Genomic DNA, 14,415 nt, shown 5'->3' on the forward strand with positions numbered 1-14,415 from the left:
GGCAAATTCGGGCACTCGATGACTCTGCCCGCGAGCTGTGATCCCAGCTATGATATTGCGAACGAAGAATTTAACTTGGGACAAGCTTGATGATACGTTGCCTGATTTTGTGTCTATGGATCTGTGGATCGGCCGTTAGCGTAAACGCTTCCGCCGCTGTGATTCAAGAAACGGAAGCCGCCAAGTCCACCGCTACTGTGAAGGGCATCGGGCTGGAAAACGCTTTTCCGAAGCTCCGTTTTAATCGCCCCATTCATCTGACCCACGTCGGCGATGATCGCATATTCGTTGCCGAGCAAAACGGTGTCATCCACGTTTTTCAGAACGACGCGGAGACTTCCACGACGGAAGTTTTTCTGGACATCAGTGACCGCATCAGTCGCGTTGGCAACGAAGAAGGGCTGATCGGTCTGGCGTTTCATCCGGACTTCAAAAACAACGGCCAGTTCTTCGTGCACTATTCGTCTTCGGTGAAAGACATGCACGGCATCGTGGCTCGATATCGTGTCAAAGAAGACGATCCTTCGGTCGGCGATCCGAATTCGGAAGAAGTCATTATCGAACAAGAGCAACCGTTTCGAAACCACAACGGCGGTGCTCTCGCGTTCGGTCCAACGGATGGTTATCTCTACATCTCATTCGGCGACGGAGGTAAAGCCAACGATCCACTCGGCAGCGGCCAGGACCTTTCCACGTTGCTCGGTGCGATTCTGCGAATCGACGTCGATCACAAGGATCCGGGGTTGGAGTACGCGATCCCGAAAGACAACCATTTCGCCAGCGTTGAAGGCGCTCGCGGCGAGATTTTTGCTTGCGGTTTGAGAAACGTGTGGCGATTTTCGATCGACCGAAAAACAGGCGAGCTTTGGGCCGGAGACGTTGGGCAGGATCGTTTCGATGAAATCGACCTCGTTCGCAACGGAGGAAACTACGGTTGGAATCGCTGGGAAGCCGACGCTTCGTTTCGCAAGCAGGTCGAAATGGCTACGGAAAAACATGATCAGCCGATCGCCAGTTACGGCCGACAATGGGGTTTGTCCGTGACCGGCGGAAACGTCTATCGCGGTAAGAAGTTCCCTGAGCTTGATGGCGTATATTTCTATGGCGATTACCTTTCGGGCAACCTGTGGCAAATTCGCAAAGACGAAAACGGCGATTACAAAAACACGCTGGTGCGCCGAACCGGACAGAGCATCGCGGCTTTTGGAGAAGATACCGACGGTGAAGTTTATCTGCTGAGCTTCGATGGCAAAATTTATCGAGTCCAACCGACGGACGAGCCGGAAAACTTTCTCGAGGGCTGGCCGAAGAAGCTTTCAGAAACGGAAATCTTTGCGGATCTGAAGAAGCGAAAGATGTCAGATGCGTACACCCCGTACGAGGTGAACGCCCCTTTCTGGTCCGACAGTGCGGAGAAAACACGCTTCTTCCGTTTGCCCGAAGGCGAAAAAATTGGCTATCGCAGCGAAGGGTCGTGGGCCGTTCCCGTCGGCACCGAGATCATCAAGAACTTTCGCCACGCGGCCGGCAATCGCATGCTTGAAACGCGAGTCATCAAGCGAATCGAAACGGGTTGGGAAGCTGCGACTTACATTTGGGACAAACGCGGCAAGGATGCAGAGCTGCGGCCGGAAGGCTTACAGCTTGAGCTTTGGATGCCCGTCAAAGGTGCCAAGGAGTGGCGGCCGACGACCTGGCACGGGCCTTCATCGTCCGAGTGTGCCAGCTGTCACGTCGATTCGGCGGGGTACGTGCTGGGGCTCAATACGGCTCAGCTGAACAATGCTGATGGGCCGAAAAATCAGATCATGGAATTCGTCAAACAGGAACTCTTGTCGGGCGTGCCTGAAGACTTTGATGCATCCGCCGCGGCGCGACATTGCGATCCACACGATAAAACTTGCGACCTTGAACAGCGAGCCCGAGTTTACCTCGACGTGAACTGTGCGATGTGCCATCGCCCCAACGGTCCGGGCAACGCCAGCATTGATTTGCGTTTTGCGACGGACTTGGACGCGACGAAAATGATCAACGAAAAACCGGCTCAGGGTGATCTTGGAATCGCCGGCGCACGAATCGTGAAGCCCGGTGATGCGGCGTCTTCTTTGCTGCTGCAGCGAATCGACACGATCTCCAATGGTCGCATGCCAAACATCGGCAGCAACGTGATTGACGAGAACGCCGTTGAGCTGCTTCGCGAGTGGATTGAGTTGATGGACGCGAGTTCGGCTGAATGATTTTCCGTACGGCGACGATTGAGGATTTGCCCGCGATTGTGGAGATGTTAGCGGGCGATCCGTTGGGGAAACTTCGCGAAGAGTTTGCCGATCCGCTTCCGGAACCGTACGTCCGGGCGTTTGAAAAAATTGATGCGGACGAGAATCAGAACCTCGTCGTGTTGGAAGCCGATGGAGAAATCATCGGCACGATGCAGCTGACGTTTCAGCAATATTTGAACTACCGCGGGGGCTCGCGCTTGCAGATCGAGTCCGTTCGAATTCACCGCGACCATCGGGGGAGGAATCTGGGCGCGAAAATGTTCGAATGGGCGATCGATCAGGGCCGGGAACGCGGTGTGCACGTCGTGCAGCTAACCTCGGACAAGCAGCGACCGGAGGCGATCAGGTTCTACGAACGGCTTGGTTTTGAGGCGACGCACGAAGGCATGAAGCTGCATTTGGAAAAGTGATCCCAAGCGGCTCTCTGCGGTTTGCAAACGGTGGTTTATACTGTGAAGCTCGTATCGGCTCCGACCCCGCTACGTTTAACGGCAAGCCGTAGGCGACTGCGGTTCGATTCCGCGAGGTAAGCCACGCAGTCGCCTGCGGCTTGCCGTTAAACGATCAATGTTCCAATCTTCATCAACCTGAACGATCAACAACTTACTGGATCAATTTGCACCATGCTCATTGTTGTCTCCCCAGCCAAAACGCTGGACTACGAAACACCGCTTCCGATTTCCAAAACGTCGCAGCCCGCGTTCATGAAACGCAGCGCCGAGCTGGTCGAGATCTTGCGCGAATACACGCCGAAGAAGCTTGCCGGGTTGATGTCGATCAGTGACAAGCTGGCGGAGCTGAACGTGAACCGCTACGAATCGTGGGAACCCAAAGCCACCAAAAAGAATGCTCGGCAAGCGCTATTGGCTTTCAAAGGCGACGTCTATCAGGGCATCGATGCATACTCGATGAAAGAAGCCGATTTTCTGTTTGCTCAGGAGCATCTGCGAATGCTTTCGGGGCTTTACGGTATCTTGCGGCCGCTGGATTTGATGCAACCGTACCGCCTCGAGATGGGCACAAAACTCACCACGCCTCAGGGGAGTAATCTGTATGACTTCTGGGGGCCGGACATCACGGACGCGCTCAACAAGCAGCTGAAAAAGATCGACAGTGACGTTTTGCTGAACCTTGCCTCGAACGAATATTTCAAATCTGTGCTCCCCTCGCGGCTCAAAGCTCGGGTCGTTTCGCCTGTTTTCAAGGACATGAAGAACGGCAAATACAAGATCATCAGCTTCTTCGCCAAGAAGGCTCGGGGCACAATGTCAGGCTGGATCATCCGCAAAAAAGTGACGGATCTCAAGAAATTGACCAAATTCGCCGAAGATGGCTATCGTTATTCCGCGGATGGGTCGACCGAAGATAAGCCACTGTTTCTGCGGGGATGAAGAATTTTTCCATCTTGCCGCGATTCCCCGGCTTAAGTTACAATTCGTGACCCGCCACAATTGCTGGCGGCAAATATTTCAACAACACATCAGTCATTGGAGACTATCGCGTGGGCACAAAACGGACCGGAAAAGGTCGACGAAAAGTTGGCAGAAAAAAACGACGTATGAGAGCCAAGATTCGCCATCGCAAGAAATAGTCTGCGATCCGCCCATTGCATTTTGCAGTGACGGGGTCGAGAGCCAGTTCAGTCGTATGACTGAGTTCGCTTTCGGCCCCGTTTTTTTGCGCGCGGTGCATCAAGGTGGCATAGGCTTCCAGCTGTGATTGCATTCCCGTACTTCCAAATTGCATCTCAATACATGGAACGGTGGAGACCAACCGTGCTACTTTGGCTTGGCAGCAACCCCTGCCTTCAACACCATCCCCAGCACGACCCCCACCAGCATCAGCCCTCCGATTGCCAACGCGACCAGTAGATGGCCTTCGCTGACCAGATGCGTCACGGAGCTGTAGGTCAGACCCGCGCAAACGATCGCAAAGAAGATCGGCTCAGCCGGAAACAACGGCAAGCGAAAATGCTCCCCATCGGACTTCTCCCGGTATCGGAACACGATCAGCGAAAGCACCGTCGCTCCCAGAAAGCTCCAGAAGTACGGAGCCGACGCGATCAGCAGCACCATGAAAATGTTCTCGTACCTGGCACACAGCAGAATCAGCGAGATCGTAACCACCGCCTGAAGCACAATCGATTGCCAGGGGCAACTTCGTTGATCGTCCCACCGCGACAGAAAACTCAACGCCTCGTAGTCTCGCCCGACGGCGTAGTAGATCCGCGGGCTGGTGATGATCATCCCATTGATGGCTCCCAGGCAGGAAATGCAAACCAGTGCCGCGACCAGTTCTTTAGCGCGGGCGGCAAAGAAATTCTCGCTGCCGAGCGCCGTCTCCACCAGGCTGATCGCTGGCGACTTCGAGGCCGCCATCCCGTCTTGCCCAAGTCCAACCGCCAGAGAAATGTTGAACAGGACGTAGACCAACGTCACAATCCCGACGCCGAAAATCAGGGATCGCCACAGGTTGCGTTTCGGCTGCTGAATCTCGTTGGCCACCAGAGCCACATCGTTCCAGCCTCCAAAGCTGAACATCACCAGCACCAGTGGCAACCACAGCGAACCGATGCTGAATCCGTCCGACGTCGAGGCCGCAGCGGTGGCTTGGGGCGTGACGTCTCCAATCGGATTGGCGAAGGCCAGCAGAATAATCAGTCCAATGCCCGCGACTTTCGCAAGCGTCAAAATGTTTTGCGTGTATTTTCCTTTCTGCAAACCCAGCAAATTCGCACTCGTCAGCAACGTGATCGCCAGCATGGCTCCGCCGATTTTGACGACGGTGACCGGCAGTTCACGGATCAGCGGCAGCGAGGCAGCGATGTGAGAAAAATGCTCGGCGAACACGATCGCCATCAGGCCAATGTTGGCGGGGCGGACGATCCAGAAAGAAGCCCAGGCGAACATGAACGCGATCGGCTGGCCGAAGGCTTTCTTCAAATAGGCGTAGTCTCCGCCGGCAGCGTCAGGAAAACGCGTGGTTAATTCGACAAAACAGGCGGCTCCCACAAGCACGATTGCTCCCGCCGCGATCCAGATTCCGATCATGGTCGCCGTGTTTGGAGTCAGTCCGGCGACATCCGCTGCGGTTCCAAAGACGCCTGCTCCGATGATTGTGCCGACGATGATGCAGATCGAATCGAGCAGCGATAGGGTCCGGCGAGGAGAATTGGCTGGCATATGAAGCGGAGTGTTAAGCTGAGGTGAAGGAGTGTCTCTTCGGCCGTGCATGCGGAAAATCAGCCCCAGGGGCTCCAAATGCCATCAAAAACCGGAATCACGATGGAACTGGACTTTTTGGGATGCGTCAATATATTGTAGGTGAATTTCAAAACGCCTTTGAGGTTCAGCAAAAATTTCAATCCTCGAAAGGGATCTATGCCAAAAGAAGAATCTTACGAAGTTGACGGTACCGTCACGCAGGCTCTGGCCAACACCCGATTCCGGGTCGAGCTGGAAACCGGCGACGAAGTCCTTGCGCACGTCGCGGGCAAAATCAGAAGGAATTTCATTCGAATTGTTCCCGGCGACAAAGTCCGTGTGGAACTTTCTCCTTACGATCTGACCAAGGGTCGCATCGTCTACCGAGAGCGTTAATACCTCATTCTGAGTCGCTCCGCCTCCCATCTTTTGCAGAGTCCACGTTTGCAAGGCGGTTCGCTGCTGCGCGGTGTCGCGAACCTTGTCCGCAGCTTGTCGTCCTGTTCTCAGGCGGAAACTGTCGGTCTTCAGTTGAAGCCGGTTCTACAAACATGTCCCGCGTCGCAAAAACAGAGTATGGTCTGGCAGAAATGTCGAAGTCAACGAAACGAATCAGCAAACTGCTCAGCCTCGTACTGCGGCACAAACCAGAACACCTGGGTTTGCAGTTGGACGAAAATGGCTGGGTTGAGGTCGAAGAACTGCTTGCCGCTATTTGCGAAAGCGGACTGTCTGTCGATAGGTCAATGCTGGACGATGTGGTTCGCGACAACGACAAGCAAAGGTTTGCATTCAGTGCGGACGGGTCTCGAATCCGTGCCAGCCAAGGCCATTCGGTCAGTGTCGATGTTGAATTGAAGCAGCAGCAACCTCCGGCGGTTTTATTTCATGGCACCGTCGAGAAATTCGTGGGCCTCATCCGCGAATCGGGGCTGAAAAAAATGCAGCGTCAGCATGTCCACTTGAGCGTTGATGTGGCGACGGCCAGCCAGGTTGGATCTCGGCGTGGCAAACCGATCATCCTCGAAATCGACGCGAGCAAAATGTCTGCCGACGGTCACCAGTTCTTTCTTTCGGCCAACGGCGTTTGGCTGACTGACCATGTTTCGTCAGAGTACATCACCTTTCCGGATTGCTGATCAAAGTCCTGCTGTTGGACCGGATCTGTCGGATCTTCTTTCTTCTGTACCGTCATCGCGACGCCAACCAGTGCCACAATTGTCCCCACGATCGCCAGTCGGGTTGCTTTGTGGCCGAACAGAATCCAGACCACCGGAATCGCAAACAGCGGACAAGTCGAAATCAGCGTTTGGGCGACCGCGAGGTCAGCGTATTTGTAGGCGATCTGGCTGAGCCAAATTCCCAGCCAGGTTCCGATCGCCGTGGCCGGCACGATGAACTTGAGATACTCGAACCGGAACGTGCTCGCGAACGACTTTCGGGTTTTCCACTGAGCCATCAACATCACGACCGAGGCGATTGCAGCGATTAGCAATCGGATCATCGTTGCCTCCAGAGCACCGCAATCTCCTTTCATGCCCAGTGTGGAGAAGAGTCCTCCGACCGCCTGGCAAACCGCACCAAGCAGTCCAAGAGCAACTCCGACTTCGAAGTTTCCGGGCAGCAAACCGGGTGCTTCGACGTTGGCTCTTCGATCCGAGACAACCGTGGCGACTCCCAGAACCGTTAGCAAAATTCCGCTCAGCACCACCAGGCCAATCTGTTGTTCCAGAAATTGATAGCCGAGCATCGTCGCGAACAGAGGGCTGGCACAAGCGATCAACAGAGCCCGGCGCGGACCAAGAATTTGCAGGCAACGAAAGTAAAGCGTGTCTCCGGCGACAATTCCAACCAGTCCACTGAGCGTTAGCCAGCCCCAATCAAATGGGTTGGTCGTGAACTCGAAAGTGCCAAAAATTAGCCACACGCAGAGGATGTGCAGCACGATAAACACACATCCGATTACGTTTTTACAGGCGTTGAGCGTGAACGCCGGGATCTTCACCTGACCCCAAAGCATGCTGGAGAAAGTCCACAGCACCGCTGCAGTTAGTGCCGCAATTTCTCCGGGATTCATTGAGTGGCTTTCGAAACGTAGTGACGGCTTCCAGCCATCGCAATTCGCAACTGGTGGCAAAGTTCGCGGTTGGTTACCGCAAAACGGAACCTACTCAGCGGGCTTGAGGCAGTAAACCGTACCACGTTCCGTCGCAACAACCAGTCGGGGAAGTTTACCGCCGATGATAGCCGGGGAACCCAAAATCGCGCCGTTAAATTGCGTCTGCCAAATCACTTTTCCGTCTTCTAGGTTCAGCGTGTAGAAACGCCCGTCCGTCGAACCCACATAGACCCGGTCTCCCGCGATGATCGGCGAGCCATCCACTTTGGCCTTCACCGTCGTCGACCATTTCAGTGTCCCGGTTTTCGGATCCAAACAATTGATTTTTCGATTTCTGGCTCCGAACACCAGATGGTCATTTGTCACCGAAGCCGAACTTCTCACCGACGTCGCGCCCGCTGGCTCTTCCCACCGCCAATTGACTTCCGGCGTCTGGAAATTGATCGAGAAGAAAGTTCCCTGCTCGGTGCCAAAATAAACGTCGTCGCCGACCGCCGCGGCGGTTGTCCCGGTGGGCGAGCCAATCTCGACGGTGCTGACTTCCTTGCCATCGTCGAGCCCGATGACGTGTAGCTTCGAATCGCACCCAGCCAAAAAGCAGCGGTTGCCAGCCACCGTCGCACCGCATTGAATTTGATCATCGACCGAATGAGCCCATTTGAGCTCTCCGGTTTCACGTTCGAGTGCGTACAGTTTTGCATCCTGCGAGCCAAACAGAACCAGCGACTTGAAGAAGTTCCCGCCCGAACTAATTTCGCCCTGAGTCTCGTACGTCCAGAGCGCTTTGCCATTGGCCGCGTCGACGCAGTAGATCATCCCGATCATGTCGCCGACGAAAATTCTGCCGTCACGCCACGCCGGCGACGATACAAAGCCCTCTTCAATCTCGAAATCCCAGTTGGATTTTCCCGTTTCCAGGTCGATCGAAAACAGCTTGCCTTTCACATTGACGTCGATACCGGATGTGAAAATCGTCGGCTTGCCTTCGTGGGACGCAATGATTGGGCTCGATTCGAAGGCGCCTTTTGGATACTTGAACTCCCAATCGATTTCGAACTTGTCGCCAATCGATTTCTCAATGGCGCCGGTTGAAGTTTCGTTTCCGCGGGCCATCGGCCATGCTGCAGCTTTGGCGGCTTCGTCGACTTTTGCCTGTTGAGCAAACAGAGGAGTCGCACAGAGAGCCAGAATCGCCAGTGAAAAACTGAGTCGTTGAAACATGTGAGGCTCCACCAAAATTCGTCGATGCCGGAAAATACGATTGAGATTTTGGGCCTTAGATAGCCCTTCGTCACGCAGGCCTGAGATGACTCGCGTTGGACGGTTGCGAACGCCAATCAGTTCCATTGTGCTGCGAGTTGGCCCTGGCTACTTTTCCGGTGATGGGCTGATCAGTTCAATAATGTTGCCATCGGGATCGCGAATCAAAGTGAGTGTAATCTGTTCGGCACCCTCGATCGGCAGCGGACTTTCAGCAACGGTTTCGACGCCGGCATCCTTGAGACGCTTCATCGCAGCCTCCGTGCTCTTGACATAAATCGTGAGGTAGCTGTATCCGAGCGTTGTGTGGATGTGATCGTGTGCCGCTTTCGCGCTCTCGCCATCGACTTGCATCAGCTTGAGCTGAGTCGCGCCGGCACCGGTTCCCAGTGTGAGCACTTTGACGTCGAGCGGTTTATTATCGGTTAGTCCGACCTTGTTCGCGTACTCGGCACCGACCTTGAATTCGGACGTCTGCTCAAAGCCAATGGCCTCGGTGTAGAACTTGACCGACGCGTCGATGTCGCTGACGACACAGCCGATGTCGATAGTCGGTTTGGTGAACTCGGATTCGTCCTGGTTGGATCCAGCAGAGATGAAACTGGAACCGACCGCACAGACAAGAATGGCGATTGACGAAAGCAGATAGTTTTTGAGTGTCATCATGGATCCAGAAAAAGGGACATTGGTGATTGGCGTACCGCCCGGCGCGTGCGACCGAAATTTTACCAGGCAGATTCGTAGACAGAAAGCAAACTTTCCTGATCAACGTCACGCGGATTGAACGTGCCGGTCCACTGTTTCGCCGCGCCTTCGGCAAGCTGAGGCAATTTCTCTTTTTCGACGCCGCAGCCGGAAAGCTGAGTTGCCAGTTTCGCAGTTTCGACCAGCGAAGTCAAAAAGTCGGCCAAGCCACGGGCCCCGCTTGCTGGATCTGGCATTCCGTCAACGCCCGCGGTGCTGAGCAAAAGCTCGCGATACCAGGGATCAAATTGCTCGCCGTTGAAACGGACGACGTGAGGCAACATCAGCCCCACCGCCTGGCCGTGAGCCGTGTCGTAGGTCGCGGTCAGCGGATTGGCCAACGCGTGGCTGGCGCCGAGCATCGAGTTTTCGATCGCCAGTCCGGCCCAGGCGGCACCAAGCTGCATCGCGGCGCGAGCTTCGACGTTGTCTGGTTGCTGCAAGACGGTCGAGAAGTTGGTCGCTAAAAGCTTCCAGGCTTCGCGGGAATACAGCAGCGAAACAGGATTGCGTTTCTTGGTGACCCACGTTTCGACTGCGTGTGAGATCGCGTCAATGCCGGTCAGTGCGGTGACGGCTTCGGGCTGAGTCACGGTGAGTTTCGGATCGAGGATCGCAATTCGGCAGCTGGCTTTCTTGTCGCCGCACGCCATCTTCACATGCGTTTCGGCGTCAGAGATCAGAGCGAAGCTTTGCATCTCGCTGCCCGTTCCGGCCGTGGTCGGAATCGCAATCATCGGCAGCATCGGCTTGGTCGCTTTGCCAACGCCCCAGTAGTCTTGCATCTGGCCGCCGCAGGAATAGACGAAGTTCACGCCTTTGGCACAGTCCATCGAACTTCCGCCGCCCAGTCCGATCAGCAAATCCGGTTCAAACGAGCGAGCGATTTCCATGCCCGCATCGACGTCTTTCGTGGTCGGGTTCTCGTGAGCGCCATCAAAGACAACGGTCTCGATGTTCTGTTTCTGCAGCGATTCCAGTGCGATCGCCACGTGGCCAGCCGCGACGATGCCTTTGTCGGTGACCACCATCGCTTTCTTGGTGCCAAGCTCAGCCGCCAGTTCGCCGACGCGCAGGATCGAATCGGATCCTGAGACCATCCGTGTTTTCAGTTCAAAATCAAACGGCTGCATTGGTATCGAAAGTCGCGTTGAGGATGGCCGTGGTGGCGGTTTCCAGCCGCCGCAGTTTGGCAGAAAGCAACGGCTTCACGCCGTCACCACGAAAATTTTTTACTACACCAACGCCGCCACTTTTTCTTCCGGCATCTGGTAAGCCCGAGACCGGAACAGGAAGTCGATGATGTTGCCTTCGTGAGGCTGCAGCCAGTTCAAACGGTTCGTCGGGATCGGGCCGATGTTCAGTCGGTCGATGTTCGTCGCATCCGTCAGTCGATCGATGAAGTTGATGTCGTTCGTGATCGCCGTGCCAACCAATGTTGGACCAGCGGCCTTGATCATTTTGTCCTGAGGACACTCAACGACCGTCGCGAACGGAAACATGAACTCCTTCGAAGCAATCTCGCATTCGGGACTGGCCGCGCGGGCGATCACCGGACGAATGTAGGAAGCTCGTTCCAGTTCGACCACGCGATCGCCGTACTCGGCCGTACAGTCGGTGACACCGTCTTTTTCGAGGTCGGATTTAACCATGTCCCAAACGGCCTGACCCATGCCGGGAACTGTGAAGGCAGCCAAACCGGCTTCATCGTTTTCTGGCGGCAACGCTTCGATCGGTCCAAGCCTTTCGGCCAACGCTTTGCCGATCGCTTCGGTGTGACGCGAGGCGTAAATCGCACTGCAATTGATACAGCTTCGACCGCCGTTGATGTAAACGCTCTCGACCATCATGTCGAGATACTGTTCCCAATCGTCAACGCAATCGTCGCCCAGGAAAATTTTCGAGAAGCCCGGTCCGTGGACCTGGACGCGAGGGTTGCTGGAGTATTGATCGACCGTTTTCTGGCTGCCGAAGATCATGCTGCGCGGGCAGCTATCCATCAACGCCGCGCCAACATCGTGACCTCCGGGATAGAGCGAAACGACTTCCTTCGGAATGCCGGCTTTCTCGTACGCCGACGCAATGCGGTACGCCGTCCAGGGCTCGGACGAACCCGGTTTGAGCACCAGGCCCATCTGCAGCGGAATGGCTGGCATCCACAACGTGTGAACGCCCGGTGAGTTGGAAGGAAGTACCGCGCCGAGCACAGGGGTCTGAGCCTGATAGCTGACGACGACGCCGCGATCTTCTTTACCGTATCCGCGGCTGAAGATTTCCAGGTCGAGCCCACGAGTCAAGCAGTCGAGGATCTCGGTCATGTTCCGCATCACGAAGCTGTTCTTCTTCATGTTGCCGCGACACATGTGCTGAGGCAAACCGGTTGATGCAGATTGCTGATGCACAAAGTCATCCGCGGTCTGCGTTCCGTTGCCCATCGGAAGTTCATCGTTCTCAAAATAGTCAGCCGCTTTGCCGACCATTTCGATCAGTTGTTTGCAGCTGAATTGTCGCAGCGTGTCACGAGCCTTTTGAGCGCTTCGCATGTCGCGAGTGACAAGGCCGCCGTTGGCCGAGTGGACGGTCGCGATCGGTTCGTTGGTGTTGAAGTGTGTGACTTCGGTCGTTTCGAGGGACTCATATTGTTTGCCCCAACGGATGACTGGAATTTCAAGCATTTGGTTGGTTTTCGGTTAGCGGTTTTCGGTGTGTGGGAAAGGTGGCATAGGCTTCCAGCCTGTGGACGTGCAGATCACAGGCTGGAAGCCTATGCCACCATCGATGAACTAATAAACGCCCACGGTTGTTCCAGACGCGATTTCGTGGAACGGTCTTACGCCGCTGACACCATCCCAGGGATAGGTCTCAAACGGCATTTCGCGTTCGCCTTCGTCGCGTTCCATGAAACCGGGAACGAAAAACTCCGGCGTCAACGTCGTCAACTTCACGCGACCGGTCTCGCCGTAGCCCACGGACTGGTTGTAATCATCGAAGCTGACAACTTCTGTCACCGCTCGTGGCTGAGGTGCGTAATACGAAATCTTGTACTTCTCTGCGGCGGTTACTGGCTTGCTGCAAGCCAGACCCATCAGTGTGTTGCCATAAGTCGGCGTCATGAAAATTCCAGACTCTTCCGCCGGGCCGCCAAACAGCTCTTCAACGCAGAACCGAGTCCACTGCGGTGTGAATTCTGTGCCGCCAGAAAAGATTCCGGTGATGCCAGTATCCTGCATCGTCATGCCGCGTTCTTCCAGGCCTTCGCAAAGCGACTCGATCAGCTTCGGCGTTGCAAACATGCACTTGATGTTGTGGTTTGCCGTCAGAATCGTGATGGCCTGATCGATGCAGTGCTTTTTGTATTCCTTAACCTGCTCCATCCAGCCTTTCTTCAACATCTTCACGACCCAGCGCGGGTCGAGGTCGATGCAGAAGCAGATCCCGCCGCGATGCTGAGCCAGATGCTCGACAGCCAATCGCAAGCGTCGCGGACCGGACGGGCCAAGCATCAGCCAGTTGCCGCCTTTGGGGAAGTACTGGTCGGGCAGCGTGTCGGAGAAGATTTCGTAGTCTTCGCGGAAGTCATTGACGACGACTCGGCTTTTGGGCACGCCCGTCGTTCCGCCAGTTTCGAAAACGTAAGTTGGTTTGTCCTTGTAGTCGTTCATGATCCAGCGATCGACGGGACCGCCGCGAAGCCAGTCGTCTTCGAACGAAGGGAACTTTTTCAGGTCGTCATAGCATTTGACTTCGGTCAGCGGATCGAAGTTCAGTTCTTTCTTCTTCTGCAGCCAAAACGGGCAGCCAGTGGATTCGTGAAAGTGACGCTGGACGATTTCGACGGTGTGTTGGTCGAGTCGTTCTTTGGCGGCCGTGATGGCGGGTTCAAGACTGGCATCGATGGTTGACATGATTGTTTCTTCGCGGTTCTGGTTTGCGATCAGTTGTGAGCCGTACGAAAGACGGAAACCGAAATCGGGACGGGCTCGCAACAGATGATTATAAGGGTGATGAACCCCGCCGGGAGGGTGTGGTTTCGAGGAAAGACGGACTCGAACGCCAGCATTTGTTTACGCGACGGCCGGAAGCTGCCAAGTCGACCATCAGAGGCCGTTGACGACTCTTGAAATTCCGCTTTTCATCAGTTCTTCTCCGAAGTTGACGAGCATTCCAAGTTTGCGATCGGTCAAGCGTAAGTAAGTTAACAGAGCCTTCTTGTGGACGGGGGCGACTCGTTCGACGGATTTGAGTTCAATGATGAGCTTGCGATTTACGACTATGTCGACTCGAAAGCCAACGTCAAGTTTGACGTCGTCCCAGACGACTGGAATCGGCGCTTCTTCTTCGGCCGTGAGTCCGCGTTTTCAAAGCTCGTGAATCATGACTTTCTGATAAACCGATTCAAGCAGTCCGGGGCCGAGCGTGGTGTGGATTTGGAAAGCAACATCGACGACTATTTTCGAGAGTTGATTTTCGTCCATGGTGATTCCGGTGTGGGTTTGGAAAAAGCAATATTTTAGGCTACAGGCGGCGTTGCCCGAGCGATGAGTATGTGTGGGCCGACATTTGGTCCGCTGATGGAAGGTAGTTGTCTTCGATGCATCCGGATGCAAGGGACCTCACGCAAAGGCGCGAAGGCGCAAAGTTTGGGCTGTGAGCTGCCGCATGTCCTTCGCGCCTTTGCGTGAGGCTATTGCTGCATTGGCTGCACGGTCATTCCGCCTAAAGTTATTGCCAGCTTTGTGTCACCATCGCACTGCGTTTTCGGACGATGAGCACTTGTTTTTACTATCATGAACGCTCTGACCGCTCCAAA

Annotated in this window: 12 protein-coding genes and 1 pseudogene; 5 read left to right on the forward strand and 8 right to left on the reverse strand. The window is 55.0% G+C overall.

The window, feature by feature from the left end:
- The first annotated feature begins 158 nt into the window (after positions 1–158).
- The 3 genes from MFFC18_RS01490 (at position 159) to yaaA (ending at position 3,670) form a co-directional block, all read left to right on the forward strand.
- A complete protein-coding gene (locus tag MFFC18_RS01490; protein ID WP_157665165.1) occupies positions 159–2,237 on the forward strand; it encodes a PQQ-dependent sugar dehydrogenase in 2,079 nt (692 codons plus the stop codon).
- A complete protein-coding gene (locus MFFC18_RS01495) occupies positions 2,234–2,689 on the forward strand; it encodes a GNAT family N-acetyltransferase (RefSeq protein WP_075084913.1) in 456 nt (151 codons plus the stop codon). The genes MFFC18_RS01490 and MFFC18_RS01495 overlap by 4 nt, the downstream gene beginning before the upstream one ends.
- A gap of 213 nt (positions 2,690–2,902) precedes the next feature.
- Entirely contained in the window at positions 2,903–3,670 is a 768-nt protein-coding gene (gene yaaA, locus MFFC18_RS01500; protein WP_075084912.1) for a peroxide stress protein YaaA, read from the forward strand.
- A gap of 387 nt (positions 3,671–4,057) precedes the next feature.
- Here the strand turns inward: yaaA and MFFC18_RS01505 are convergent, their stop codons facing one another.
- On the reverse strand, positions 4,058–5,461 hold the full coding sequence (locus tag MFFC18_RS01505) for an amino acid permease (RefSeq protein WP_075084910.1): 1,404 nt from the start codon (positions 5,459–5,461) through the stop codon (positions 4,058–4,060).
- Positions 5,462–5,659: 198 nt separating this feature from the next.
- Here MFFC18_RS01505 and infA point away from each other — a divergent pair, with 198 nt between their 5' ends.
- Together infA and MFFC18_RS01515 are read left to right on the forward strand one after the other, a co-directional pair.
- A complete protein-coding gene (infA, locus tag MFFC18_RS01510) occupies positions 5,660–5,878 on the forward strand; it encodes a translation initiation factor IF-1 (RefSeq protein ID WP_075084909.1) in 219 nt (72 codons plus the stop codon).
- A gap of 194 nt (positions 5,879–6,072) precedes the next feature.
- A complete protein-coding gene (locus tag MFFC18_RS01515; RefSeq protein ID WP_075084943.1) occupies positions 6,073–6,621 on the forward strand; it encodes an RNA 2'-phosphotransferase in 549 nt (182 codons plus the stop codon).
- Here MFFC18_RS01515 and MFFC18_RS01520 read toward each other — a convergent pair.
- The 7 genes and pseudogenes from MFFC18_RS01520 to MFFC18_RS25750 all read right to left on the reverse strand — a co-directional run bounded on the left by MFFC18_RS01520 (position 6,540) and on the right by MFFC18_RS25750 (position 14,080).
- Positions 6,540–7,559, reverse strand: a complete 1,020-nt coding sequence (locus MFFC18_RS01520) for a DMT family transporter (protein ID WP_075084908.1) — start codon at positions 7,557–7,559, stop codon at positions 6,540–6,542. The genes MFFC18_RS01515 and MFFC18_RS01520 overlap by 82 nt on opposite strands.
- Positions 7,560–7,649: 90 nt before the next feature.
- A complete protein-coding gene (locus MFFC18_RS01525) occupies positions 7,650–8,822 on the reverse strand; it encodes an outer membrane protein assembly factor BamB family protein (protein WP_162273963.1) in 1,173 nt (390 codons plus the stop codon).
- Between the two features lie 147 nt (positions 8,823–8,969).
- A complete protein-coding gene (locus MFFC18_RS01530) occupies positions 8,970–9,524 on the reverse strand; it encodes a VOC family protein (protein WP_087149666.1) in 555 nt (184 codons plus the stop codon).
- Positions 9,525–9,586: 62 nt separating this feature from the next.
- Entirely contained in the window at positions 9,587–10,705 is a 1,119-nt protein-coding gene (locus tag MFFC18_RS01535) for an iron-containing alcohol dehydrogenase (RefSeq protein ID WP_238381278.1), read from the reverse strand.
- 135 nt (positions 10,706–10,840) lie between these two features.
- Positions 10,841–12,280 (reverse strand): aldehyde dehydrogenase family protein, encoded by a 1,440-nt coding sequence (locus MFFC18_RS01540; RefSeq protein WP_075084904.1) that lies wholly within the window; start codon positions 12,278–12,280, stop codon positions 10,841–10,843.
- Between the two features lie 108 nt (positions 12,281–12,388).
- Positions 12,389–13,510: a phenylacetate--CoA ligase family protein gene (locus tag MFFC18_RS01545; protein WP_075084942.1), complete on the reverse strand. Its 1,122-nt coding sequence runs from the start codon at positions 13,508–13,510 to the stop codon at positions 12,389–12,391.
- A gap of 192 nt (positions 13,511–13,702) precedes the next feature.
- A pseudogene (locus MFFC18_RS25750) lies at positions 13,703–14,080 on the reverse strand (GxxExxY protein).
- Positions 14,081–14,415 lie beyond the last annotated feature (335 nt).

The organism is Mariniblastus fucicola (assembly GCF_008087665.1).
Lineage (GTDB): Bacteria > Planctomycetota > Planctomycetia > Pirellulales > Pirellulaceae > Mariniblastus > Mariniblastus fucicola.